Here is a 25,381-nt window from a genome sequence, read left to right on the forward strand (position 1 = left end):
CGCTGAATCAGGAGGTGCAGATGGCACAGACTATCGGGACACACGACGAAGCAAGCCTCACGCCATCAGGCCTGCGCGGCGTCGCGGCCGATTTCAGCTCGGATCAGCGCGCCTTCAAGACCGCCTCCTGGGGCAAGGCGATGATGTGGATATTTCTGCTCAGCGACACGTTCGTCTTCGGCTGTTTCCTGATCGCCTATATGACCGCCCGCATGTCGACGCCGGTCCCCTGGCCCAATCCGAGCGAAGTCTTCGCGCTCCATATCGGCGGCCAGGACGTTCCGCTGATCCTGATCGCGATCATGACCTTCGTGCTGATCTCGAGCAGCGGCACCATGGCGATGGCGGTCAATTTCGGCTATCGCCGCGAACGCCGCACTACAGCAATACTGATGCTGCTGACAGCACTTCTCGGGGCGACCTTCGTCGGCATGCAGGCCTTCGAATGGACGAAACTGATCACCGAAGGCGTGCGCCCCTGGGAAAATCCATGGGGGGCGGCACAGTTCGGATCGACCTTCTTCATGATAACAGGCTTTCACGGCACCCATGTCACTATCGGTGTCATCTTCCTGCTGATCATTGTCCGCAAGGTCTGGCGTGGCGATTTCGATGTGGAACGGCGCGGTTTCTTCACCAGCCGGAAAGGCCGCTACGAGGCCGTCGAGATCATGGGCCTCTACTGGCACTTCGTCGACCTGGTCTGGGTCTTCATCTTCGCGTTCTTTTATTTGTGGTGAGGTCGTCATGAGCGAGACAACGGCGCATGCGCAAGGCCCGACGGTACAGGCACAGGAACACGGACAGCAGCACCCGATCCGGCTCTATCTCCTGGTCTGGGGCCTGCTCTTCGTGCTCAGCGCCTTTTCCTATATGGTCGATTATCTCGGTATCCAGGGCTATCTCAGGTGGACGCTGATCCTGCTGTTCATGATGCTGAAAGCCGGCCTGATCGTCGCCGTCTTCATGCACATGGCCTGGGAACGGCTGGCGCTGGTCTATGCCATCCTGCTGCCGCCGCTATTGGTGCTGGTTTTCGTTGCACTCATGGTATCGGAAGCGGACTATACGATCTTAACCCGGCTCGCCTTCTTTGGCGCGTCGCCGTAGATACCGATCATCGGGAGAAAGCCCTGTATGGCTGAGGTCTTGTTGTTCCATCACGCACAGGGGCTGACCTCAGGTGTGCACGCGTTCGCCGACGCCATCAGGGCAAACGGCCATATCGTGCACACGCCTGATCTCTTCGAGGGGCGCACGTTCCCAAGCATCGAAGAGGGGCTTGCCTATATTGGTGAGATCGGATTCGACGCCATGAGGGAGCGCGGCGTCCGCATCGCCGATGAACTGCCTCCCGGACTTGTCTATGCCGGGTTCTCTTTTGGCGTGCTGCCGGCACAGAAGCTGGCGCAGACGCGGCCCGGAGCGCGCGGGGCTCTGCTCTTCTATTCCTGCCTGCCGATCAGTGGCGAATGGGCCTTTGGACCCTGGCCAGACGGCGTGCCGGTCCAGATCCACGGTATGGACAACGATCCGGTCTTTGTCGGCGAGGGGGACATCGACGCCGCCCGCGAGATCGCAGAGACGGTCGAGGACGCGGAGCTTTTCCTGTACCCCGGTGATCACCACTACTTCGCCGACAGCTCGCTGCCGTCCTATGATGCGGATGCGACCGCTCTACTGACCACTCGCGTGCTTATTTTTTTGGATCGCACGACGACCAGCCTTGCAGGCAAGAAGCACTCCAAGGACAATTTGTAGACCGCCGGCCTCCCGGATGCTTCCTTAGCGCCCGCCCATGGCCCATTGGCTGCTACGGGTTCCACGACCTTGCGATAGAGATGCCAGGTGGTGTGTCCGAGCACGCCAGACGCTGAATATAGTCTTATCCGGGTTTGCTGGATCTCAAGGCGTCCGTGATCTCTGCTCGTGCAACGCCGATGAGCGCCTCCATCGCTCTGCGCGCCGCGTCCGGATCTCTCATCCGGATAGCATCGAGGACGACATGATGCTTATCGAGAGCTTGTTCGTGAGACTGGCTGGCACGATTTGTGAGACGGAAACTGGCGAGCAAAGCAGCCCGAATAGCAGTCGCGAACTGCCGGTAGACCCAGTTGCCGCTGGCATTGATAATCGCGGTATGAAAATCCAAATCTGCCCGGCTCCATTCTTCGGTGTCGCGGGCATTGGCATCGACCATGTCTTCGTAGGCCTGTGCGATGCGTGCCAACTGCTTGGCCGTAGCGTTCGTGGCCGCCTGCGCGGCAGCTGCAGGCTCCAGCAGATGTCGTGCGTCGATCAACGATGTGTAGAAGGCTTCGTCGCCACCCATGGACAACATCACGTCCAGGACAAGCGGATCCAGATAGTTCCAATTCTCGCGTGGGAGGACAGTCGTCCCCGCTCGCGTGCGGGAGCGGGTCATTCCCAGAGCCACAAGATACTGCATAGCCTCACGTAGGCTTGTACGACTGACCCCGAACTTTTCAGTCAGGTCCGCTTCGTTAGGAAGCGTCGAACCTTCCGGCAGTTTTCCCGAGACGATCTGCTCGACGAGTTGCGTGAGCAACGCTTCGCGGACCGAGCGTTTTCCACGACCGGCAATCTCCTCTCCACTCTCAGTCAACTTTCTATCGGTTCGCATCATTTCCCCTGAACTCCTCGTTTCACGCCACTCTTTCACGGTGACTGCCGGTTCATTTCCGCTGGTTCCTAATCATACTCAACTAGCACGAAGCTAGCTGAAAAAACCACACTTATAGAAAAATAAATCCTATTTATATTGACATTAATCGTACCAATAATATTGTTTGCTCGTCTGCATGAGCCCGGCACGCCCGAGTTCAACGATTTTCTGCAATCAATAGGGAGGGAGCGATGAAGCTCATCAAGCAAGCTGCCGTCTTGGCGCTAAGCACGTTCAGCGCCGCGTTTGTCACGCCGGTCTATGCCCAGGACAAAGATCTCAAAGTTGGCGCCATCTACATGGATGCGCAAGGCTTCTATGCCGGTGTTCGCAAAGGCATCCAAACCGGCGCGAACGACGCTGGCCGGAAGCTCGATATCGTTGAGACCAATGCGCAAGGAGATGTGAGCAAAGAATCCTCCTTCATCGATTCGCTGATCTCGTCCGGGGTGCAGGCGATCATCGTTTCGCCGGTTTCAGCCGACGGCTCCTACCGAGCAATTCGTCGCGCTCACGAAGCAGGTATTCCGGTCGTCTGCTACAACACCTGCTTGAACGACGCCGACATGAAGCAATATATCTCGGCCTATGCCGTCGGCGACCCCTATGATTTCGGGCATAAACTCGGTGATGCGGCTGCCGATTACTTCATCGCCGAGAAGAAGGACGCGCCGAAAATCGCTGTTCTCAACTGCGAATTCGTCGAAGTCTGCGTTACCCGCCGCAAGGGCTTCGAGGAAGCGCTGAAGGCCAAGATTCCGGGCGCTCAGATCGTTGCGAACCAGGAAGGTGCTATCCTCGACAAGGCGGTTTCCGTCGCGAGCACGATGCTTTCGTCCAACCCCGATATCGATGCGTTCTTCGGTGAAGCCGGTGGCGCTACGCTTGGTGCTGCTCGTGCCGTCAAGAGTCAGGGCAAGACCGGCAAGGTTGTCGTCTTTGGTGGCGATATGACCACGGAGATCGCTCAAGAACTTGCAGACTTCACGGTCATCAAGGCAGTCGTAGACATTTCGGGCCAGGGCCTCGGCAAGCTGGCGCTCGCACAGGCGATCAAGTCGATCGATGGCCAGCCGCCGGAGGGGATCAAGGTTCCCTACGATATCGATCTCTACAAGTCGTCCGACGACGGCAAGGCTTGGCTCAAGGCGCATGCCGACGGTATTCCGTGAGGTATGTCGTCTGACGAGACCAGCAATCGAGGCCGCCAGGAAGCTGGCGGCGTCTTCTCATCGGTGGATAATGTCATGACACAGATATCGCGCTCGGTTGAGGCTGCTCGCCGCTCAATCGCGTCAATCAAGGGATGCACCCGCCAATACCCGGGCGTATTGGCCCTTGACAACGCAACTTTTGAAGTCGCGGCAGGCGAGGTTAGGGCCCTTCTAGGCAAAAACGGCGCCGGCAAATCGACCCTCATCCGGCTCCTGACCGGAGCCGAAGTGCCAGACACCGGAAGCGTCGCGGTTGATGGCGAGGAACTCCGTTATTCAGGCTCAAATCGGGCTCAGGATGCTTTCGATAAGGGAGTGCGCGTCGTCTACCAGGAGCTTAGCCTGGTGCCGGGAATGTCGCTTGCCGAAAACCTCTTCCTCGGGCGCTGGCCGCGAAAAGGGGGTGTCATCCAGTACGCCAATATGGAGGCCGAGGCTTCCGAGGCGATGGGCCGGCTTGGTTTGGACCGGCCGCCCAATTCCCTGGTGGCGAGCCTAAGCCCGGCTGAACGCCAGCTGCTGGAAATCGCCCGCGTACTGCTCGGCAAACCTAAGCTTGTTATCCTGGACGAACCAACGAGCTCGCTCGCTGCAGTTGAGGCCGAGAAAGTGATGGCGGCCGTCAAGCGGATCGCTTCCGATGGCATTGCGGTCATCTACGTCAGTCATCGGATGAACGAAATTCGTCAGATCGCGCACTCGGCGACGATTATGCGCGATGGTCGCATTATCGAAACGGTTGATGTAAAGGGCGCCGACACGCGCGAGATTGTCCGGCTTATGCTCGGGTCTGAAGCGTCTCAGACGGCCGCACTCGAAAACAGAAGCCAGGGACAGACCGTTCTCGAAGTAAAGGACCTTGCTCTGTCCCCTAAACTGGCCTCCATCTCCTTTTCGCTCAAGGCAGGGGAAGTTTTGGGCATCGCGGGTCTGCTTGGTTCCGGCCGTACCGAGCTTCTGCAAGCGATTATGGGTGTCCAAACCCAGGACCGCGGCAACGTGCTTGTTGACGGGGTTTCGGTGACGCCCGGTCACTACAAGAAAATGATAGCCCGAGGTTTCGGATATACGCCGGAAAGCCGCAAGGAAGAGGGGATCGTCCCGCTCCTTGGGGTCGATGAGAACACGTTGTCGACGAATTTTTCGGGCGTCAGCAAGAGTGGCATTCTTTCCTCCAGATTGATGGCAGAAGCCACGCGCAAAGTCGTCGAGAGACTGCATATCAAGACGGCGCGGACAGATAGTCCTATCGGCACGCTGTCAGGCGGCAATCAGCAGAAGGTTGTCATCGGTCGTTGGGTTTACGCCAACAGTCGCGTCCTTCTTCTCGACGAGCCCACTCGCGGCGTTGACGTCGAGGCCAAGGCCCAGATCTATACAATCATCCGTCAGCTCGCTGCCGAAGGGCGCAGCATCATCTTCGTCTCGAGTGAGATTGAGGAGCTGCCTCTCGTCTGCGATCGGGTTCTCGTGCTTCGTGACGGGACGCTGCAGGAAGAGTTCAAATCACCGACCATTGATCAGGACGCCTTGATGGCAGCCTGCATCGCAGGACATTGAGGGAGACACGCGATGTCACTCGACCAGGCTGCAAAGCCCATTTCCGCCCGGACCTCGAACAAATCCGGCTTCAACTTCTCTCAACACATGAACGAACTCAGCCTGTTCGTTGCAATTGTCGTACTCTACATCGTCTTCACATCGACGGCGAATGGCTTTCTATCCTTTAATAATCAAATCAACATCCTCCGCGACGCGGCGACGATCGGTATTGCTGCGTGGGCCGCAACGCTGATCATCATCGCCGGTGAGATTGATGTCAGCGTCGGACCGATGGTGGCTTTCATCTCGGTGGTCCTGGCGTTTTTTCTTCAGTGGGGCGTTCCTACTCCGATTGCATTTGCGCTTGCGATTGTCGTCGGTGCACTGCTTGGATCTATCGCAGGAGCATTGCGTGCGTATTTCGATGTGCCGTCTTTTGTCGGGACGTTGGGCCTTTGGAGCGCCTTGCGCGGGACGGCTCTCTTTGTGACGGACGCGCTTCCGGTCTCGATTGGTCGAAACGACACCTTGGACGCGTTGGATCGCTCGGTCCTCGGCATCCCACCTGCGGCTATCATTATGCTGGTGTTGTTCGCAGTCTTTGCATTCATCAGCCGAAAGACTGCGTTTGGACGGTCGGTCTTCGCGATTGGCGGCAATGCGCATGCTGCGTTCCTGAGCGGTATCAGCGTATCGAAGATCCGCGTTACGCTTTTCGCGATTGCCGGTGCCATGGCAGCGATCTCGGGCATTCTGCTGGTGTCGCGCCTTGGGTCCGGCAATGCGACCGCAGCCACCGGCCTCGAATTCGATGTCATCGCGGCAGTCGTTGTCGGCGGCACCTCGCTGTCGGGAGGGCGGGGATCAATGCTCGGTACGCTCCTGGGCGTGTTGGTCATTACTCTCATTGGAAACGGCCTCGTCTTGCTGGGGATCAATCCCTTCTTCCAGCAGGTCGTTCGTGGTCTGATCATTGTTATCGCGGTGCTTGCCAATATTCAGGCGATCAAGCGCAGCGTGTCGCGTAACAAGGGTTGAGCCCATGTCGGTAGTCAACCTCGCAGCTGGCCCGCTTTCGCTTCGCGTCTCGACGAAGGGCGGGCTTTTGCTGGGCTTTTGGCGGGACGTTGGTATCGGAAAAGTCCCGCTGTTACGCCCCAGCCAGTCGGAGGACGCAAATGCATTGGGATCGTCCTGCTATCCGCTCGTGCCATTCGGCAATCGGGTGAAGGACAACCGGTTTTCCTTCGATGGCAACGACTACCAGTTCAGGCCGAATACCGAGTGGGATAAGCATTATCTGCACGGTGAAGGATGGCAAGCGGAGTGGTCGCTGGGAAGACAAACGCCCACCTCGGTCGAGATGAGCTTTACCCATCGGGGCGGTGCAACCCCTTACGAATATCGGGCGCATCAGCACTTTGCTCTAAGTGAGGAGAGGCTGACGATGACGCTGACGGTCGAAAACCGCGGCGAACGAGCTATGCCGTTCGGGCTGGGTTGGCATCCCTATTTCCCGATGACGCCCAACACCACGTTGCTCGCGCCTGCCCGGAAATTCTGGACGGAGGTGAAAGGTTGGCTGCCGGGTGAGCAAACCGAAATTCCGGCAGATCTTGATTTCAGTTCACCAGCGAAGCTGCCTCATCGATGGGTCAACAACGGTTTCGAGGATTGGAGCGGCGAGGCATTTATAGTATGGCCGGAGTGGCACACATCGCTGCATCTAACCGCTGACGCAATCTTCAAGCACGCCTTTGTATTCGTGTCGGACACGACATTCGATCCAGACTTTAAGCGCGACTACTTTTGCTTCGAGCCAATGACCCATCTGGCCAATGGACATAACCTGCCTGATCTCGGCGAGTTGAAGGTGTTGCAACCCGGCGAAATCCTCTCCGGAAGCATGCGCCTGCGCCCCTCAAGCCACTGGAATTGACGGTTTTGGAGTTTATGAATGTCTACGATCGACCGTTATGACTATATCATAGTTGGCGGCGGAAGCTCTGCCTGTGTGGTTGCGGCGAAACTGGTGCGAGAGGGCAGGGCCAAGGTTCTGCTTCTAGAGCGTGGCCCCGCCAAGGCTAACCCTATCATGCACTTTCCGGCGGGCTACATGAAGTTCCTCGCCAAGGACACGTATCTGTCCATGCACCAGACGAAGCCGCAGCCGCAACTGAACGGGCGCGGTCCGATCGTCCCACAGGGGAAAGTGCTAGGTGGCGGCAGCACGGTCAACGCGATGGTTTATATGCGCGGCCAGGCTGCCGACTTCGATCTTTGGAACGAACTCGCCACGTCAGAAGGCTCCAACGATGGAGCGTGGTCATACGCAGACCTGCTGCCATATTTCAAAGAGCAGGAAGATAACGACCATCTTGCCGGCGAATTTCATGGGGTAGGCGGGCCGCTCAAGATCTCTCATCTCGGCCATACCAGCCCGATGACGCGCACCTACATAAAGACGCTGCAGGGTATGGAAATCCCTTATAATCCTGACTTCAATGGTGCCCGCCAGTTCGGTGTCGGCTTCATGCAGCACACAATCGATTGGAGGACTCGCAAGCGCTCCAGCTCCGTCGACGCCTTCCTCGCCCCGGTTATGAACAACCCACTGCTGACGATCGAAACTGAAGCAACAGTGACGTCGCTGGAGATGAACGGCGACCAGGTGACTGGCGTCCGATACGTGCAGAAGGGCACATCGAAGCAGGCGGACGCTGGCAAGGAGGTCATACTTGCAGCTGGCGCTTACCAGACGCCGAAGCTCCTCATGCTGTCGGGCATTGGTCCGGAGGATGAGCTGACAAGGCACGGCCTGAAGACAGTCGTCGCGTTGCCCGGTGTCGGGAAGAATCTGCAGGACCACTATGAGTGCCCGGTCGTCGCGACCACAAAGGGCTCGTTTGGCTATTATGGGCAAGACCGCGGTTGGCCGATGATCAAGGCCGGATTGCAGTATCTGATGTTCAAGTCGGGGCCGGTCTCGACCACTGGGGTCGAGACGTGCGCGTTCTATGATCCAGACGGCAATAATGACCGACCGACTATCCAAATGTTCTGTGTTCCTACGGTTTACCTCGACCGTGACGTCATGGGTACCGAACCTGGCGACGGCGTGACGATCAACTCACTTCTGTTGCGACCGAAGGCAAGAGGCTCGGTGACACTGGCATCGAAGGACCCCTTCGACAATCCCATCGTCGACACGCGAATTTTCGGCCATCCGGACGACCTGCGTCTCACCATGGCAGCTTTCCGGTTCGCGAGAACAGTGTTGGACGCGTCGCCTATGAGGGACCTGATCGAAAAAGAAATTTTTCCGGGACCGGACGTAACCAGCGACGATGCCGTCGCGGCTCACTGCAAACGGACAGTGAAGACGGGATACCACCCCGTCGGGACTTGTAAGATGGGACGGGATTCGGATCAGGAAGCTGTCTTGGATCTAAACCTGCGGGTAAGGGGAACGCGAAGCCTTCGAGTGGTGGATGCATCGATGATGCCGGCGATCGTCAGCGGCAACACCAACGCCGCTGTCATGGCAGCAGCGGGAAAAGCTGCAGACCTCATCCTCGCATGAACAGGCATATTTCATGAAAATCACAAGGCTTACGACCTACATTGTCCCACCACGATGGTTGTTTCTGAAGATCGAGACGGACGAAGGCATCGTCGGCTGGGGCGAACCGGTTGTCGAGGGCAGAGCATTGACGGTCGAGGCGGCCGTCCATGAACTTGCTGATTACCTTGTCGGCAAGGACCCCTTTTTGATCGAGGACCATTGGACCGTCATGTATCGCGGCGGGTTCTACCGCGGCGGCGCCATCCACATGTCGGCGATCTCGGGGATCGACCAGGCACTCTGGGACATCAAGGGCAAGGCGCTTGGTCAGCCGATCCATTCGCTGCTCGGCGGCCAGGTGCGCGACCGCATCAAGGTCTACTCTTGGATCGGCGGCGATCGCCCGTCCGATGTGGCTGACAATGCCAAGGACGTGGTTTCCCGCGGCTTCAAAGCGATCAAGATGAACGGTGCTGAAGAACTTCAGATCGTAGACACTTACGACAAGATAGATGCGATCATTGCGAACATTGCAGCAGTCCGCGAGGCTGTCGGTCCCCACGTAGGCATCGGCGCCGACTTTCACGGCCGGGTTCATCGACCAATGGCCAAAGTTCTCGCCAAGGAGCTCGAACCCTACAAGCTGCTTTTCATCGAAGAACCGGTGCTGTCCGAACACCGCGAAGCATTGAAGGAAATGGCCAATCATTGTTCAACACCGATTGCTCTCGGCGAGCGCCTGTATTCACGCTGGGACTTCAAGCAGGTTCTCTCGGATGGTTATGTAGACATCTTGCAGCCGGATCTGAGCCATGCTGGAGGCATCACCGAATGCCGCAAGATCGCGACGATGGCCGAGGCTTACGACGTTGCGCTTGCACCACATTGCCCGCTCGGCCCGATTGCCCTTGCTGCCTGCTTGCAGATTGATGCCGTCAGCTACAATGCCTTCATTCAGGAGCAAAGTCTGGGCATTCACTACAACAGCGGAAACGATATCCTCGACTACATCTCAAACACGGAGATTTTCCATTACGACGATGGCTTCGTATCGATACCGCAAGGCCCGGGTCTTGGCATCGAGGTGAACGAGGAATATGTCAGGGACCGCGCCAGGGAGAGCCACCGTTGGCGCAATCCGGTGTGGCGGCATGAGGATGGAAGTCTCGCCGAATGGTAAAGGCGATAGCATGTCGGCGTAACAGTCACCCAATGGTGAATCTCTCCGGCGTTGACGGGCCTGACGGGCTGGCTGTCGATGCCGCCGGTGCAGATCGATCTTGAGGCGCCGCAGCATTCAGAATAGCGTTCGAAACATTCAAACTGCTGAGAGAATCTTCATGGAAAACCGTCCCTACTACGCCCCTCCCGGTGGGCTTCCGCCGCAAACCGATCTCCTGTCCGGCAAAGCGGTCTTCACCACTGCCTATGCGGTGATCCCCCGAGGCGTAATGACGGATATCGTCACGAGCTACCTTCCTCACTGGACGAACACGCGGGCTTGGATCCTTGCGCGGCCTTTGACGGGTTTTTCGGAAACCTTTTCGCAATACATCATGGAGGTCGCACCTGGCGGCGGAAGCACGAAGCCTGAACCGGAGCCGCGCGCTGAAACGGCAATCTTCGTCGTGGCGGGGACTTTGGCGATCGGGTACGAAGGGCGCGTCCACAATCTTCGTCCAGGATCCTTTGCCTTCCTCCCTGCCGGCAGTGCCTGGACGCTCCAAAACGACGGCGCGGATGTGGCGACGTTTCACTGGATAAGAAAGGCCTTCCAGGAGGTCCAGGGATTGGATCGGCCGGCTGCGATCTTCACGCATGAGGAAGAGCATCAGCCGGGTGCGATGCCTGACACGGATGGCCGGTGGGCGACGACGCGCTTCATCGATCCCGCGGACATGCGTTACGACATGCACGTCACCATCGTCACGTTCGAACCGGGTGCTGTGATCCCCTTCATGGAAACCCATGTGATGGAACATGGTCTCTATGTTCTCGAAGGACGGGCCGTCTACCGCCTCAACGAGGATTGGGTGGAAGTTCAGGCCGGCGATTTCATGTGGCTGCGCGCGTTCTGCCCGCAAGCCTGCTACGCAGGTGGACCGGGCCGCTTCCGCTATCTGCTCTACAAGGACGTCAATCGGCACGCGTCTCTCTGGTAGGCTTGGACCATTCCGATACTTGATGCGTTGCGGGCGAAGGAGACGTCACGCTTCCATTCACGCGTATCGCGCATCAGTTCGGCAGGAGTAGTTTACCTGCCAGGCGCGCAACTCAGTGGAAGCAGTGCTTTCGCACCGGCAATCAGCGGGGCAATGGCTTGGTTTGAGCGGCAGCCGACCTGCCGTCATTCGTCGCTCGCTCGAGCCCGCGGATATGGGCGTCGAGCAGGGATACCGCACTGTGGAAGTCACGCTTCTTCAGGGTGTCGACGATCTGTCGGTGCGCATGGCTCGACCCGGGTCGCCAGCCGGCCGAACGCGTCGCCGAGAATATGATGCGTGAGTTTGCGAGCTGAAGATCGTCGAGCATGCTGAGCAGTCTTGGCATCCGACAGGGAGTGACCAATTCCCTGTGAAAGTTGCGGTTGGCCTGTTCCCATTCCTCAATGGTTTTTGCCTGGTCTCCGGCCGCGAGCGCCAGTTCTATTCTTTCGAATGCGGCAGCATTGATCCTGGGGGCTGCCAGCCTCAGCGCCAATGTCTCGAGCGCGGCGCGAATCTCCACGGTTTCCTGAATTGAAGCCTGATCCAGCGGCGCAACACGCATGCCGCGGCGCGGTTCGCTGACGACCAGCCCCTGGGCGCGCAGAAGTTGAAAGGCTTCCCGGGCGGGCACATGGCTGGCGTCGAATTCCTCAGCGATATGATCCTGCCGAAGCGGGGTTCCCGCAGCCAGTTCTCCGGCGACAATTCTCTCCCCGATCACACGAGCGATGCGTTCTGCGACTGTTTCTGCCATGATATTCCATAGATAATCTATGATAAAATAGATTGATCGAGCCAAATTCGGGCGATAGCCTCTTAAATAGGTAGCATAGTCATAGATTATCTATAATTCAAGCGAGTTCCAACATGCTGCTATCGGTGCTCGTGCAGGAGAATGGTCATGTTGAAAACAGAGGCGGCAACGGAGCACGGCTGTATGAGAGATCCCTGGACGCTCACCTCGGCACGCGAGCTTTACGATCTGCCGTTCAACGAGCTGCTCTTCCGCTCACAAACCGTCCATCGAATGAATTTCGACCCTAACCGCGTCGAGCTTGCCAAACTGCTGAATATCAAGACAGGCGGCTGTCCGGAGGACTGTGGCTACTGCAGTCAATCGGCCCACCACGCTTCCGGCCTGACGGCGACCAAGCTCATGAAACTCGAGGACGTAGTTTCCGAGGCCCGCAAGGCGAAGGAAAACGGCGCCACGCGTTACTGCATGGGTGCCGCATGGCGCAGCCCCAAGTCCCGGGACGAGGCGGCGATCGTCGCCATGGTGAAGGCGGTAAAATCGCTTGGCCTCGAAACCTGTATGACGCTTGGCATGCTTTCGCCGGAGCAGGCCGAGGCCTTCGCGGATGCCGGCCTCGACTATTACAATCATAACATCGATACCTCGGAAAATTTTTACCCCGCAGTCGTCACGTCGCGTCGCTTCGAGGATCGCCTGGAGACGCTGGCCCATGTGCGAGAGGCAGGCATCAAGGTCTGCAGTGGCGGAATATTGGGATTGGGCGAGACGGAAGATGACCGGATCGACATGCTCGTTACGCTCGCCAATCTGCCGACGCCGCCCGAGAGCGTGCCAATCAACATGCTGATCCCCGTTGCCGGCACCAGATTGGCAAACGCATCCCCTGTCGATCCGATCGAGTTCATCCGCATCATTGCCCTTGCGCGCCTGATGATGCCGAGTTCGTCGGTGCGTCTGACCGCCGGCCGAACGGCAATGAGCGATGAGATGCAGGCGCTTTGCTTCTTTGCCGGCGCCAACTCGATCTTCATCGGCGACACGCTGCTGACGGCAAGCAATCCAGGCAATGACCGCGATTCAAGGCTCCTCGGCCGGCTGGGCCTCACGCCCGTCACCATGGAGATGTCGGGTGATCTCTGACCGGCTTGCCCGCTACGATGGGAAACTTGAGCAACTGCGGCAGAGGAACCGGCTGCGCGCACTCAGCCACGATACCGGCGCCGATTTCACGTCGAACGACTATCTGGGGCTTGCCGCATCGCCTGCCATGGGCGCTGCGCTGATCGCCGCAATCGAGCGTGGGCTGCCGGTTGGTGCCGGCGGATCGCGGTTGCTTCGTGGCAATCATGCGGAACATGAGGCCCTTGAGGAGGAGGCCGCCGTCTTCTTTCGTTGCGAGCGAGTGCTTTATTTCGGCAGCGGCTATGCCGCAAATCTCGCCGTTCTTTCGACCCTGCCGCAGCGCGGCGATCTCATTGTCCATGACTGTCTGGTACACGCAAGCGCACATGAAGGGATGAAGGCAGGGCGGGCCGACGTCGTTTCCGTACCGCATAATGATGCGAATGCGATCGATGATGCAATCCGCACTTGGCGTGCGGCAGGTGGGGCGGGTTTTCCGTGGATTGTTGTGGAGAGCCTCTACTCGATGGATGGCGACCGCAGCTCCTTGTCGGATCTGGTGGATATAGCCGATCGTCACGACGGCTTTCTCTTCGTCGACGAGGCACACGCGACAGGCGTGCACGGTACCGGCGGTATCGGCTATTGCGCCGACATCGAAGGCCGCGACAATGTTATCGTCCTGCATACGTGTGGCAAGGCGCTCGGGGCTGCCGGTGCTCTTGTCGGCGCCAGTCGTGTGCTTTGCGATTTTCTCGTCAACAGGGCTCGCCCCTTCATCTATTCGACGGCGCCTTCGCCTCTGCAGGCGGCCTGCGTGCGCCATGCGCTGGCCATTCTGTCGCGGGAGCCGGAAAGGCGGGCCAGGCTTCACGACCTCATTGGGTTTGCCAACACAAGATTTGTCGAACGCCTGGGCAGGCCGGCAGGCGGCACGCAGATCTTGCCGGTCATCATCGGCGACAATGGCCGGACCATGCGCGTTGCCGATCGCATGCAGTCGAAGGGTTATGATATCAGGGCGATCCGACACCCGACCGTCCCCGTCGGCACGGCCAGGCTGCGCATCACGATCACCCTGAATGTCGATAGACCTGTCATCGCAGGGATGATGGACGAGCTTGCCGAGGTGATTGAAGAGGAGGCGGCATGAGCAGGCGCTTCGTCATCACCGGGACCGATACCGGAATAGGCAAGACCGTCTTTGCGGCCGCGCTGACGCGTGCGCTCGACGCTTGCTACTGGAAGCCTGTCCAATCGGGCCTCGAGGAGGAGACGGACAGCGAGACGGTCAGACGACTTGGCGGGCTTTCGCCCGAACGGATCCTGCCCGAGGCCTGGCGCCTCCAGACCCCGGTTTCACCGCATCTTGCGGCTGAAATCGACGGCGTCGTCATTGAGCCGGATTCGCTTCTACTCCCGGACGCGAAGCGACCTCTGGTCATCGAGGGGGCCGGTGGCCTGCTCGTCCCGTTGACCCGGCATATCACCTTCATCGACGTTTTCGCGCGCTGGCGACAACCGGTCATCCTCTGCGCCAGGACCGGGCTCGGCACCATCAACCACACCCTGCTGTCGATCGAAGCGATGAGCAGACGGCAGGTTCCCATTTTCGGCATTGCTTTTATCGGCGAGGAGCGTTCCGACACCGAGAAAATCATCATGGAAATGAGCGGCATCCCAAGTCTCGGCCGCCTGCCGCGCCTCGACCGGCTGACGCCGGACACGTTGCGCCGCGCTTTCGATGCGCATTTCGATATCTCGGTCTTTCAGAAGGTTGCCGCAGCATGACCGGCTCTTCTTCGACATCGCCGGTCTGGCATCCATTCAGCCAGCATCAACTCGAACCCGTGTTCAAGCAGATCGTCCGGACGGACGGCGCCTATCTGATCGACGAGAACGGTCGTTCGGTCTTTGATGCCATATCGTCCTGGTGGGTCATCACTCACGGGCATCGCCATCCCGCCATCATGCAGGCGATCCGGCTTGCGCTGGAGCGCTTCGACCAGATCATTTTTGCCGAGTACACACATGAGCCGGCGGAAGCTTTGGCCCGCGGTTTGATCGGCCTGGCCCCTCCAGGCATGGCCCATGTCTTTTATTCAGACAGCGGCTCGACCGCGGTGGAGGTCGCCATAAAAATGGCGCTCGGGTTCTTCCACAACAACAGAGCGCCACGCTCGCGGGTCGTCGTCATGGAACATGGCTATCACGGCGATACGATCGGCACCATGTCCGCCGGCGAACGCGGTGTCTTCAATGCGCCCTACGCGCCTCTGCTCTTCGATGTCGACACTATCCCGTTCCCGGAAGAAGGCCGCGAGCAGCAGACGCTCGACGCCCTCGAACGGTTCTGCCGCGGTGGCGAGATCGCGGCCCTGCTGATTGAACCCTTGGTTCTCGGCGCCGGCGGCATGAAGATGTATTCGCCTCATCTGCTGACGGAATTCAGGCGGATCACCGAACGATACGACACGCTCCTGATCGCCGACGAGGTGATGACGGGCTGGGGGCGGACCGGAACCCTGCTCGCATGCGAACAGTCCGACATCACCCCCGACATCCTGTGCCTTTCGAAGGGGATTACCGGCGGCGCTCTGCCTCTGGCAGCAACCTTGTGCACGGCCGAGATATTTGCTGCGCATCTTTCGGACGATCGCAGCCGGATGTTTTTTCACTCCAGTTCGTATACCGCCAACCCCATCGCCTGTGCCGCCGCTCTGGCAAATCTCGACGTGTGGTGCAAGGAGCCGGTCAAGGAGCGTATTCAGGCGGTTGCGGACATGCATCATGAGAGGCTGGTGCGGTTTCGGCCCGATCCCCGTTTTTCCAATATTCGTCAGCAGGGCACGATTGCCGCGCTCGATCTCGCCGTCGAAACAACGGGGTATCTTTCCGAGGTTGGCCCGCGTCTCAGGGCTTTCTTTCGTCAAAGAGATCTCCTCATCCGCCCGCTCGGAAACGTCATCTATCTGATGCCGCCATATTGCGTGACGGAAAGCGATCTCGATCGAGCCTATGGCGCCATTGAAGAGGCGGCAGATTTCATCAGGAAAGCGGCATCATGACGATCGTTAGCCGGATGGCAGGCTTCGGGCATTATGTTCCTGAGCGGCGTGTCGAGAACCTGGAAATCGAAACGCAGCTTGGCCTCGACGCGGGCTGGATCGAGGGGCGGACCGGCATCCGCTCGCGACGCTGGGCGATGCCCGGCCAGACGCTGACGGATCTTGCGTCGAACGCAGGTGCGATGGCACTTGAGGAAGCAGGCGTGGACCGCAGCGACATTGCACTGACCCTTCTTGCAACATCGACGCCGGATCATCTTCTGCCACCTTCGGCTCCGCTGCTTGCATGCCGTCTCGGCTTGCAGTCCTCCGGAGCGATCGACCTTGCGGGCGCCTGTTCCGGCTTTCTCTACGCGCTTGTGTTAGCCGACGGTTTTGTCAGGACCTGGGGTAGGCCTGCCCTTGTCGTTGCCGCCAACATACTCAGTCGCCGCATCAACATGGACGAGCGGGGGACCGCCGCAGTCTTCGCGGACGCTGCCGGCGCAGTCGTGCTTGCGCCGTCGACGGATTCACATGGCGGTGTTCTCGGGGTCGAACTGATGCAGGAGGGAGAGAATTACGACCTCATTCAGATCCCGTCCGGCGGCAGTGCGCGTCCTTTTGAAATCGGGACCAATCCGCGGGAACTTCGGATGACGATGCGTGACGGGAGAGCAGTGTTTGTCCAGGCGGTCCGGATGATGACGCAATCGTCGGTCAGGGCCATGGAACAAGCTGAACTGGCCGCAAACGATATAGATCGTTTCGTTCCGCATCAGGCCAATTCGCGCATTATCGACGCTGCCTGTGATCAGCTTGGCCTCCAGCCCGCCAAGGCGGTGCGGACCATAGGGGAATTCGGCAACTCCTCGGCCGCCACCATCCCTCTGTCTCTTTCCCTGGCCAACAAGCAGCAGCCGTTCGCTCCTGGCGAACATTTGCTTCTGGCCGCGGCCGGCGCAGGGATGATTGGCGGAGCAGTCGTCTTTGGCGTCTGAAGATTGCCATGCCACCGAATGGGTTCTGCAGTGGAGGCCAGGGAAGAGGGTGCTTGGCTCAGAAGTCGAGCCGGATCAGCAGGACACGCCCAACGCTCTTGAGCGTTGACTCCGGTCAATGAAGAAGTCCGCGCCCTTAGTCATAGTCCTTCGATTGTGATGTTGGCGCTCATCCAGCGCATCAGATGCAAGCGCCGTCGCGAGCAATGACAAGGGCTCGCCGGCGCGGATCACCGGTCCTGCGGGCTGGAAGGATGAAAGGGTCACCTTGGTTCATCCGGCTCGCGATTTCCTTGGTCGGACGCCTGATGAGACGGCAGACTATCATCTCAACGCTGGGGAAGAGTCCATGAAGTCGAGCCTGTTCTCTTCCCTCTCCAACATCATCGATCCCGGCGATGCGCTGGGCGAAGTCCTTTTCGGACTGATCATGGCGCTGACATGGACGGTCGGATCACGGCTTATCCTCGAACAGGAGGGGTTGAATGTCCGCGAACTGGTCATTGCGACCATTGGATGCAATGTCGCCTGGGGCACCATAGACGCGGTTTTGTTCGTCCTGGGCACCACGTTTTACAAGAGCCGACGCTTGCGTCTCTTCCGGCAAATCAAAGCGGCAAAAAGCGAAGCATCGGCACTCACTATGATCGAGAAGGAGTTTCCGATTGAAGAGGTGCCATTCGCTGCAAAGGCTGCGGATAGGGACGCGCTCTACCGATCGCTCCTTGCGCTTGCCCGCCGCGCCGACCCTTTGAAGGTGTCCCTGTCAAAAGTCGATATAGGCGCCGCAATCGCGATCTTCCTCTTGGTCTCGGCCACGTCCCTTCCTGCAGTCGCTCCCTTCCTGTTTATCGCCAATGCCGAACTGGCCTTGAGAGTGAGCAACCTGTTTCTCATTCTATTGCTGTTCGTGACGGGCTATGCATGGGCGAGTTTTTCAGGCGGCAAGCCACTTCGCGCAGGCGTCACGATGATCTGTCTCGGCTTGCTTCTTGTCTCGATAGCAATCGCGCTTGGCGGTTGAGGCCTTTGGATCAGCTTATACGGATGCGACCGTTGTTCTTTCATGAGGTATCGGCCTCCTGCTTTTAAACGGCACGGGCGCGCAGCGGTGATATACTCACCCGACGAGGCGATCTCGCGCTGGCCGTCGACTGTCTTGCGCGATGAGGAGAGGCTTGGCCGCGGCATCCCGCCTTGGCCCAGGAAGGGAAGGAGACAACGCATGACCAATGTAGCGATCCACCCAATCGTGGATTCCGGATACCGGGCGATCGATGCGCCATTTGCCGGCGGCACGCTGATGTGCAACTGCGCGAGCAACCCGGTGAAGGTCCGCATCAAGGGCGATATCGCCCACAACCATGCCTGCGGCTGCACGAAATGCTGGAAGCCGAAGGGGGCTGTCTTTTCGGTGGTTGCAGTGACCCCCACGCAGAATGTCGAGGTGCTGGAGAATGGAAACAAGCTGGCGGTCGTCGACGCATCGGCGCTGATCCAGCGCCATGCCTGCAGGGAATGTGGGGTTCACATGTACGGGCCGGTCGAGCGCGAGCATGCCTTCCAGGGACTGTCCTTCGTCCATCCCGAACGGTTCCAGGAGAAAGGCTGGGCCGGCCCCGGCTTTGCGGCCTTCGTATCGTCGATCATCGAAAGCGGATACGACCCTGGAAAGATGAGCGCCGTCCGGTCTCATCTCAAGGAGGTTGGGCTTGAGCCTTACGATTGCCTGTCGCCCGCGCTGATGGATTTGATCTCCATCTGGACGGCGAAAAAGGCGGGGGTTCTGCCGGCCTGACGTGCGGCGGAAGTTCGCGTCTGCCGGCAGAGCATCACTCGATGCGATGCCGGCAGATGAGAACTGTCAACGATCGCTAGGGCTCCAGTTTCGATTGCCCTCGTGTCAGATCGGCGATCAAACGAGAAATTGTCTCCAGGTCATCCTCCGGAATCTGCAGGTTCATTTCGGCACTGATCCCGTCGAAGTGCTGTGCGACGATGCGCACGCCTTCAAAGGAAGAGAGGCGAGCCTTCACCATCGACAGATCGGAGACCCGCAGATCGAGTTTTCGTTCGACCATCGTGACGACGGGCGCAAGGGTGGCTGTTTTCAGGCAGGCTCCGGCAGTTCCGCCATAGGCCCGAACGAGACCGCCTGTGCCAAGCAGGATGCCGCCGAACCAACGGGTAACGATGACGACAACATTGTCGAGCGATCGGCCGTCGATGGTAGCCAGTATCGGTTTGCCCGCTGTGCCGGTGGGCTCACCGTCATCGCTAAAGCGATAGCCCTGCCCAATACGCCATGCCCAGCAATTGTGGTTCGCCGACGCCGAGGAATTCTCCGCGATCACCCTTGTCGCCTCGGCTTCATCGATGACAGGAAAAGCGGACGCGATAAATCTGCTTTTCTTGATCGTCGCCTCGAGCGTGGCTGGCTCAACAAGACGAAACATGAATAACCGGAATTATCGTTTTTGATAATCTCATCCCAGCGCTCCGACTGGCTGAACCGCGCGATGGACGCAAGCTTCTACTTCCATTCCCAGAGCCTCGTCGAGTGGTGCGGCCGTGTCGTGACGACGGCAGCTGGTTCTTTCGTCATCGCAAGGTAACGGTCCGCGTCCTGTGCTCCATTGACCCCGACGAAGATCATCTTCATCGAGCTTTTGAATGGTGCGCCCTTGGCTCTGTGCTCGAAGCTGATGACGGCGTGCGGATATTCCGCGTTGAGGCTGATCATGGGATCGCCTGTCAATGCAATATGGTCTTCCATCGTCAGGAAGGTCGAGACCCGCTGATAGGCAATTGCCGGCGAAATCTGCGCGTTACCTTTAGGCGCTCGGGCGTAGGCGATCGTATCCGTTTGCCCTCTTTGCCGTTTCGTTTGATAAACGAGAAGCGCCTCGCCCATCGCGAGTTCGACATGCAGGTCGAACGTTTGATATCGATCAGACCGCTCAAAGAGGTCGTCCAAGGTCGCCTTGAGATCTTGAACATAATCGGCATAGAGAGAGGCTGTCATAACGGCCTAAAACTCTTGCCGACGGCGGGCAGTCTTTCGGTTCACCGACAAGACCACCTTCCAGCTATCAACGATAGCTCTGGTCTCTGCCACAACGGCTAAGGACAATGCAATCTTCGATATCGGAGCAAGAGGTTCGCGAACCGGCATAATAGCCGCAGCCGGTCAGCCCGACTGCATCAGGATGACGATCTGCCTGAACGCGCTGGAATTGTCGCCAGCCTCATCATGTAGATGGATAATGTGATCTTCTGCCTACGGCTCTTGACAGCTCATCTCTTGTCGTGGAGTGTAAGTAAAGCGTTTTACTAAAGCGGTTTACAAGCTCGATGGCGCAGGAACGAACTCCAGGATTGAAGGATGTTGCGAAAGTCGCCGGCGTCTCGGTGACGACGGTCTCTCGCATGCTCAATGGTTCGCTGGATCTTCCGGCCCTCACCAAGCAGCGCATCGAGAATGCAATCGCCTCCCTCAAATATCAGCCGAATCCGCACGCGCGGCGACTGAGCCGTGGTCGCTCCGACACGATCGGTCTCGTCGTCCCCGATATCGCCAACCCGTTCTTTGCGACCATGGTAGCGGCCGTGGAGGAGGAGGCGAACGATCGCGGGCTTGCCGTTTCGCTCTATGCGACGCTCAACCGCACCGGTCGCGAAGTCGCCTATCTCAAACTGATTGAGCATAATCACGTCGACGGCCTGGTGTTCGTCACCAACCATCCCGATAACGGAGATCTGGCGGCGCTTATCAACCGGACCGGCAAGGTCATCGTCGTCGACGAAGACGTTCCGCTTGCAGCCGTTCCCAAGCTCTTCTGCGACAACTTTCAGGGTGGTCATCTGGCGGGCCGTCATCTGGCTGAATTTGGCCATCACCACGTGCTCTATGTCGGCGGCCCCGATGCGATGATCAGCACGCAGCGGCGTTTTAACGGATTGCGCGAAGGGCTGCGAGAGCGCTTTGGCGACGACATATCGATCAGACGCTACAGCGGCGAATATACGATTGCCTGCGGGCGCGACATGGCGCGCCGGTTTCTGGACGAAGGCATGCCGGCGACGGCTATCTTTGCCAGTTCCGATGAAATCGCGATCGGCATGATCGAAGTTCTGCGGGAGAGAGGGATTGCGATCCCTGAGGATCTATCGATTGTCGGCTTTGACGACGTCAGCCCGCTGCACCTCTTTGCGCCCCCTTTGACCGCGATCCGGCAGCCGGTGCGCACCATCGGCCGTCGCGCCCTATCCCTTCTTCTCGAGACAAACTGGCAGGAGAGCAAATCGCTCGCCACCGAGGAACTCGTGCCAGTCGAAATCGTCGTGCGGAACTCCGTTGCGCCGCCGTCGACCCACAATAAGCAACGAGAACAAAACCAGAGGATGAGAACATGAAACAGATCAGACGTCGGGCGTTTACCGCCGCTCTTGCCTTCACCGCGCTCGCCGGTGCCACGCTCGGAGCCTCGCTTGCCCAGGCCGCCGGCAAGACCTATGCGCTTGTGCAGATCAATCAGCAGGCGCTTTTCTTCAACCAGATCAACGAAGGTGCCCAGAAGGCGGCCGATGCATCCGGCGACAAGCTGGTCATCTTCAACGCCAACAATGACGCTTCCGCCCAGAACAGCGCCATCGAGAATTACATCCAGCAGAAGGTCGATGGCCTGATCGTCGTGGCGATCGACGTCAACGGCATCATGCCGGCCGTCAAGCAGGCCTCGGATGCCGGCATCCCGGTCGTTGCCATCGATGCGGTCCTGCCGGAAGGCCCTCAGAAGTCGCAGATCGGCGTCGACAACGGCAAGGCCGGTGCCGACATGGGCGCCTACTTCCTCGACTATGTGAAGAAGAACATGGGCGGCAAGGCCAAGGTCGGCATTGTCGGCGCGTTGAACTCCTACATTCAGAACCTTCGCCAGAAAGGCTTCGAGGATGCCATCAAGAGCGATGGTATCGAGACGTCAGGGGTCGTCGACGGCCAGAATATACAGGACAACGCGCTCGCCGCTGCCGAGAACCTCATCACCGGCAACCCCGATATGACCGCGATCTACGCAACCGGTGAACCGGCTCTGCTCGGCGCGATCGCCGCTGTCCAGAGCCAAGGCAAGCAGGACAGCATCAAGGTCTTCGGCTGGGATCTGACCGCGCAGGCAATCTCCGGACTTGACGACGGCTATGTCGTTGCCGTCGTCCAGCAGGATCCTGCCGGCGAAGGCAAGGCTGCGGTCGAGGCTCTTGCCAAGCTGACCGCAGGTCAGAGCGTCGAAAAAAGCATCTCCGTCCCGATCACCATCGTGACGAAGGAAAATGTCGAGCCGTATCGGGCCGTCTTCAAATGATGAGTGACGACCGGCCTGTTTATGCCGAAGCCGGGGCGGCGCAAGCCTCCCCGCGTTCCTCCGGCTTGTCCGCTCAAACGCCTGCTGTGTCGTTGCGCGGTATCAAAAAGACCTTCGGTTCGCATCAGGCGCTGCGCGGCGTCGACCTGGACCTCTTTCCCGGCGAATGCCTCGGCCTCGTTGGCGACAATGCTGCCGGCAAGTCGACACTGACCAAGATCATCTCCGGAACCTACCTGCCGGATGAGGGAACGATTTCGCTCGACGGCGAAGAGGTTCGCCTTTCCGGGCCTGCAGATGCCCGCGACCGCCATATCGAAATGGTCTTCCAGGATCTGAGCCTTTGCGACCACATCGATGTCGTCGGTAATCTGTTTCTCGGGCGTGAGCTGACCAAAGGTCCGTTTCTCGATCGTCAGAGAATGATGAGCGAGGCTCGCCGGATGCTGGATGCCCTTGAGATCCGCATCCCGCGCCTTTCTGCCAAGGTGGAGAAGCTGTCGGGTGGGCAACGGCAGGCGATTGCCATCGCCCGAGCGGCATCATTCAACCCCAAGGTCCTGATCATGGACGAGCCGACCTCGGCCCTTGCGGTAGCCGAAGTCGAAGCCGTGCTCGCTCTGATCAACAGGGTCAAGGCAAAGGGTGTGTCCGTCGTCCTCATCACCCACCGCCTTCAGGACCTGTTCCGCGTCTGCGACCGGATCGCCGTCATGTACGAGGGCACGAAGGTCGCCGAGCGCGATATCGCCAAGACCAATCTCGAGGATCTCGTCAAGCTCATCGTCGGGGGAGAAAGACATTGACCGTCTACACCGAACGCGCCAAGGGCTCGCCGATGGCCGACTTCCTGAGCGAAAACGCCCAGGTCCTGTCGATCGCCTTCTTCTTTCTGGCATGCCTCGTCTTCTTTTCCCTGACGACCACCACCTTCATGACGACGGGCAACATTCTGAACATCGTGCGTCAGGCGGCACCCATCCTCGCCGTCGCGATCGCCATGACGCTCGTCATCGTCACCGGCGGTATCGATCTGTCGGTCGGCTCGATGCTGGCGCTGATCAACGCCGTCGCGGCAATTGCGCTCGCCACCGGCATTCCCTGGCCGGTCGTCTGCATCGGCATGCTTGCCCTCGGCGGCATCGTCGGCCTTCTGCAGGGCTGGTTCATTGCCTATCAGAATATTCCCGCTTTCATCGTTACCCTTGCCGGGCTTTCGATCCTGCGCGGCGTGGCGCTCTATCTGACACAGGGTTATTCCATCCCGATCAACAACGAGCCTGGCTTCTTCTATCTGGGGCGCGGGGAACTCGCCGGTTTTCCCGTCCCGGCGCTCATCGCAATCCTCGTCGCGATCGTCGGATATGTCATCATGGCCGTCACCAAATACGGACGGCAGATCGTGGCGGTGGGATCCAACATGGAGGCCGCTCGCCGGGTCGGCATGCCCGCCAAATGGATCGTCGCCTCGGTCTATCTCGTCTCCGGGGTCGCCTCGGCATTGGCGGGCCTGTTGATCGCGGCCCGTCTCGGCTCCGGCTCATCGAATGCGGCCGTCGGCTTCGAACTGCAGGTCATCGCGGCCGTCGTGCTCGGTGGCACCTCGCTGATGGGCGGACGCGGGACCATGATCGGGACCGTCCTCGGAACGATGACCATTGCCGTTATCGGCAACGGCCTGATCCTGATGCATATTTCGCCCTTCTTCACCCAGATCGTCACCGGCGCAATCATCCTGGTTGCCATCTGGCTGAATACCCGCATCTTCACCGCCAACTTCCGCTTGGCAGGTAGGAGGAAGAGCTGATGGCGACAAACGAGCTTTCGCCGGGCCACGTGCGGTCCGGCAATGTGATGACGGTCCAGGGGCCGGTTCCGGTGTCGGACATCGGCGTCACGCTGATGCACGAGCATATCCTCAATGATTGCCGTTGCTGGTGGCATGCCCCGAAAGAACCCGAACGCCAATATCTTGCCGAAGGATTCGTCTGCATGGAAATCCTCGGTGAGCTCCGGCAGGATCCTTTCGTCAACAAGCACAACATCACGCTCGACGACGAGAAGCTGGCTGTCACTGAACTCGAGGATTTTGCCGGTCTCGGCGGCCGGACGGTCGTTGAGCCGACATGCCAGGGCATTGGCCGCGACCCGCTTGCTTTACGGCGGATCTCCAAGGCGACGGGACTGAACATCGTCATGGGAGCCGGCTTCTATCTCGGCTCCTCGCATCCGCAAAAGGTTGCGGGCATGTCGGTTGGGCAGATCGCCGACGAGATCGTATCCGAGGCGATCATCGGCGCTGACGGCACCGATGTCAGGATCGGCCTGATCGGCGAGATCGGAGTGTCGTCGGATTTCACCGTCGAAGAGGAAAAATCGCTGCGGGGGGCTGCTCAGGCACAGGTGCGCACCGGTCTGCCGTTGATGGTTCACCTTCCCGGCTGGTTCCGCCTGGGGCACAGGGTTCTGGATGTCGTTTCCTCCGAAGGCGGCGATCTCAGGCACACGGTGCTCTGCCACATGAACCCGTCACATGACGATCTCAACTATCAGTCGGAACTCGCCGCCCGCGGCGCATTTCTCGAATATGACATGATCGGCATGGATTTCTTCTATGCGGACCAGCAGGTGCAATGCCCGAGCGACGAGGAGGCGGCGCGCGCGCTCGTCAAACTCGTCGAGATGGGACATACGGACCGTCTTCTCCTGTCCCACGACGTTTTCCTGAAGATGATGCTCAAGCATTACGGGGGCAACGGTTACGCCTACATTCTGCGTCACTTCTTGCCGCGCCTGAAGCGTCACGGTCTTGATGACGCGACCCTCGACATTTTCATGCGCGCCAATCCGCGATCGGTCTTTCAGGCCAGCGCCTGA

At 59.1% G+C, this 25,381-nt stretch carries 26 protein-coding genes; 22 read left to right on the forward strand and 4 right to left on the reverse strand.

The features are described from left to right. The first annotated feature begins 20 nt into the window (after positions 1-20). Genes KQ933_RS23745 through KQ933_RS23755 form a run of 3 tightly spaced genes read left to right on the forward strand, consistent with a single transcriptional unit; the run spans position 21 to position 1,761 of the window. Positions 21-740 carry a heme-copper oxidase subunit III family protein gene (locus tag KQ933_RS23745; protein WP_216760274.1) on the forward strand — a complete coding sequence of 240 codons (720 nt, stop codon included), beginning with the start codon at positions 21-23 and terminating at the stop codon, positions 738-740. Positions 741-747: 7 nt separating this feature from the next. Further along, a complete protein-coding gene (locus tag KQ933_RS23750) occupies positions 748-1,110 on the forward strand; it encodes a cytochrome C oxidase subunit IV family protein (protein ID WP_216760275.1) in 363 nt (120 codons plus the stop codon). Between the two features lie 27 nt (positions 1,111-1,137). Further along, complete coding sequence (locus tag KQ933_RS23755) at positions 1,138-1,761, forward strand: dienelactone hydrolase family protein (RefSeq protein ID WP_216760276.1); 624 nt, start codon at positions 1,138-1,140, stop codon at positions 1,759-1,761. 124 nt (positions 1,762-1,885) lie between these two features. On the opposite strand, the gene KQ933_RS23760 is transcribed toward KQ933_RS23755, so the two are convergent. Further along, positions 1,886-2,647 (reverse strand): FadR/GntR family transcriptional regulator, encoded by a 762-nt coding sequence (locus KQ933_RS23760; protein ID WP_253958408.1) that lies wholly within the window; start codon positions 2,645-2,647, stop codon positions 1,886-1,888. A 230-nt stretch (positions 2,648-2,877) separates the two neighbouring features. Between KQ933_RS23760 and KQ933_RS23765 the strand changes: the two genes are divergently transcribed. From KQ933_RS23765 to KQ933_RS23795, 7 genes are all read left to right on the forward strand, one after another. Continuing rightward, positions 2,878-3,858, forward strand: a complete 981-nt coding sequence (locus tag KQ933_RS23765) for a substrate-binding domain-containing protein (protein ID WP_216760277.1) — start codon at positions 2,878-2,880, stop codon at positions 3,856-3,858. A gap of 75 nt (positions 3,859-3,933) precedes the next feature. Continuing rightward, positions 3,934-5,460 carry a sugar ABC transporter ATP-binding protein gene (locus tag KQ933_RS23770; protein WP_216760278.1) on the forward strand — a complete coding sequence of 509 codons (1,527 nt, stop codon included), beginning with the start codon at positions 3,934-3,936 and terminating at the stop codon, positions 5,458-5,460. A 12-nt stretch (positions 5,461-5,472) separates the two neighbouring features. Further along, positions 5,473-6,480, forward strand: coding sequence for an ABC transporter permease (locus KQ933_RS23775; RefSeq protein WP_216760279.1), 1,008 nt, complete (start codon positions 5,473-5,475; stop codon positions 6,478-6,480). Positions 6,481-6,484: 4 nt separating this feature from the next. Further along, the gene (locus KQ933_RS23780; protein ID WP_216760280.1) at positions 6,485-7,381 is read left to right on the forward strand and encodes an aldose 1-epimerase; all 897 of its coding nucleotides are present in this window, start codon (positions 6,485-6,487) and stop codon (positions 7,379-7,381) included. Between the two features lie 18 nt (positions 7,382-7,399). Further along, a complete protein-coding gene (locus KQ933_RS23785; protein ID WP_216760281.1) occupies positions 7,400-9,025 on the forward strand; it encodes a GMC family oxidoreductase in 1,626 nt (541 codons plus the stop codon). A gap of 13 nt (positions 9,026-9,038) precedes the next feature. Next, the gene (gene dgoD / locus KQ933_RS23790; RefSeq protein WP_216760282.1) at positions 9,039-10,187 is read left to right on the forward strand and encodes a galactonate dehydratase; all 1,149 of its coding nucleotides are present in this window, start codon (positions 9,039-9,041) and stop codon (positions 10,185-10,187) included. 160 nt (positions 10,188-10,347) lie between these two features. Further along, the gene (locus tag KQ933_RS23795; RefSeq protein WP_216760283.1) at positions 10,348-11,169 is read left to right on the forward strand and encodes a bifunctional allantoicase/(S)-ureidoglycine aminohydrolase; all 822 of its coding nucleotides are present in this window, start codon (positions 10,348-10,350) and stop codon (positions 11,167-11,169) included. Positions 11,170-11,311: 142 nt separating this feature from the next. Here the strand turns inward: KQ933_RS23795 and KQ933_RS23800 are convergent, their stop codons facing one another. Next, a complete protein-coding gene (locus KQ933_RS23800; protein WP_216760284.1) occupies positions 11,312-11,968 on the reverse strand; it encodes a GntR family transcriptional regulator in 657 nt (218 codons plus the stop codon). A 183-nt stretch (positions 11,969-12,151) separates the two neighbouring features. On the opposite strand from KQ933_RS23800, the gene bioB reads away from it, so the two are divergent. The 7 genes from bioB (at position 12,152) to gfa (ending at position 18,939) form a co-directional block, all read left to right on the forward strand. Continuing rightward, positions 12,152-13,111 (forward strand): biotin synthase BioB, encoded by a 960-nt coding sequence (gene bioB, locus KQ933_RS23805; protein WP_253958459.1) that lies wholly within the window; start codon positions 12,152-12,154, stop codon positions 13,109-13,111. Further along, positions 13,101-14,246 (forward strand): 8-amino-7-oxononanoate synthase, encoded by a 1,146-nt coding sequence (locus KQ933_RS23810; RefSeq protein ID WP_216760286.1) that lies wholly within the window; start codon positions 13,101-13,103, stop codon positions 14,244-14,246. Before bioB ends, KQ933_RS23810 begins: the two co-directional genes overlap by 11 nt. Beyond that, on the forward strand, positions 14,243-14,884 hold the full coding sequence (gene bioD / locus KQ933_RS23815; protein ID WP_216760287.1) for a dethiobiotin synthase: 642 nt from the start codon (positions 14,243-14,245) through the stop codon (positions 14,882-14,884). Before KQ933_RS23810 ends, bioD begins: the two co-directional genes overlap by 4 nt. Continuing rightward, positions 14,881-16,161: an adenosylmethionine--8-amino-7-oxononanoate transaminase gene (locus KQ933_RS23820; protein WP_216760288.1), complete on the forward strand. Its 1,281-nt coding sequence runs from the start codon at positions 14,881-14,883 to the stop codon at positions 16,159-16,161. The genes bioD and KQ933_RS23820 overlap by 4 nt, the downstream gene beginning before the upstream one ends. Next, positions 16,158-17,141 (forward strand): beta-ketoacyl-ACP synthase III, encoded by a 984-nt coding sequence (locus KQ933_RS23825; RefSeq protein ID WP_216760289.1) that lies wholly within the window; start codon positions 16,158-16,160, stop codon positions 17,139-17,141. The genes KQ933_RS23820 and KQ933_RS23825 overlap by 4 nt, the downstream gene beginning before the upstream one ends. Before the next feature lie 349 nt (positions 17,142-17,490). Beyond that, entirely contained in the window at positions 17,491-18,165 is a 675-nt protein-coding gene (locus tag KQ933_RS23830) for a VIT1/CCC1 transporter family protein (RefSeq protein ID WP_216760290.1), read from the forward strand. Between the two features lie 201 nt (positions 18,166-18,366). Continuing rightward, the gene (gene gfa / locus KQ933_RS23835; RefSeq protein WP_216760291.1) at positions 18,367-18,939 is read left to right on the forward strand and encodes an S-(hydroxymethyl)glutathione synthase; all 573 of its coding nucleotides are present in this window, start codon (positions 18,367-18,369) and stop codon (positions 18,937-18,939) included. 76 nt (positions 18,940-19,015) lie between these two features. Here the strand turns inward: gfa and KQ933_RS23840 are convergent, their stop codons facing one another. Beyond that, entirely contained in the window at positions 19,016-19,597 is a 582-nt protein-coding gene (locus tag KQ933_RS23840) for a YigZ family protein (protein WP_216760292.1), read from the reverse strand. A gap of 77 nt (positions 19,598-19,674) precedes the next feature. Continuing rightward, positions 19,675-20,166 carry a hypothetical protein gene (locus KQ933_RS23845; RefSeq protein WP_216760293.1) on the reverse strand — a complete coding sequence of 164 codons (492 nt, stop codon included), beginning with the start codon at positions 20,164-20,166 and terminating at the stop codon, positions 19,675-19,677. 329 nt (positions 20,167-20,495) lie between these two features. Between KQ933_RS23845 and KQ933_RS23850 the strand changes: the two genes are divergently transcribed. From KQ933_RS23850 to KQ933_RS23870, 5 genes are read left to right on the forward strand one after another with little or no spacing between them, the layout of a single operon-like run. Beyond that, on the forward strand, positions 20,496-21,557 hold the full coding sequence (locus KQ933_RS23850; RefSeq protein ID WP_216760294.1) for a LacI family DNA-binding transcriptional regulator: 1,062 nt from the start codon (positions 20,496-20,498) through the stop codon (positions 21,555-21,557). Next, the gene (locus KQ933_RS23855; RefSeq protein WP_183733805.1) at positions 21,554-22,504 is read left to right on the forward strand and encodes a substrate-binding domain-containing protein; all 951 of its coding nucleotides are present in this window, start codon (positions 21,554-21,556) and stop codon (positions 22,502-22,504) included. The genes KQ933_RS23850 and KQ933_RS23855 overlap by 4 nt, the downstream gene beginning before the upstream one ends. Beyond that, the gene (locus tag KQ933_RS23860; protein WP_216760295.1) at positions 22,501-23,310 is read left to right on the forward strand and encodes an ATP-binding cassette domain-containing protein; all 810 of its coding nucleotides are present in this window, start codon (positions 22,501-22,503) and stop codon (positions 23,308-23,310) included. Before KQ933_RS23855 ends, KQ933_RS23860 begins: the two co-directional genes overlap by 4 nt. Next, positions 23,307-24,311, forward strand: a complete 1,005-nt coding sequence (locus KQ933_RS23865; RefSeq protein WP_216760296.1) for an ABC transporter permease — start codon at positions 23,307-23,309, stop codon at positions 24,309-24,311. Before KQ933_RS23860 ends, KQ933_RS23865 begins: the two co-directional genes overlap by 4 nt. Continuing rightward, positions 24,311-25,381: a phosphotriesterase gene (locus KQ933_RS23870; protein ID WP_216760297.1), complete on the forward strand. Its 1,071-nt coding sequence runs from the start codon at positions 24,311-24,313 to the stop codon at positions 25,379-25,381. The genes KQ933_RS23865 and KQ933_RS23870 overlap by 1 nt, the downstream gene beginning before the upstream one ends.

This window comes from Rhizobium sp. WYJ-E13, assembly GCF_018987265.1.
In the GTDB taxonomy this organism is placed as follows: domain Bacteria; phylum Pseudomonadota; class Alphaproteobacteria; order Rhizobiales; family Rhizobiaceae; genus Rhizobium.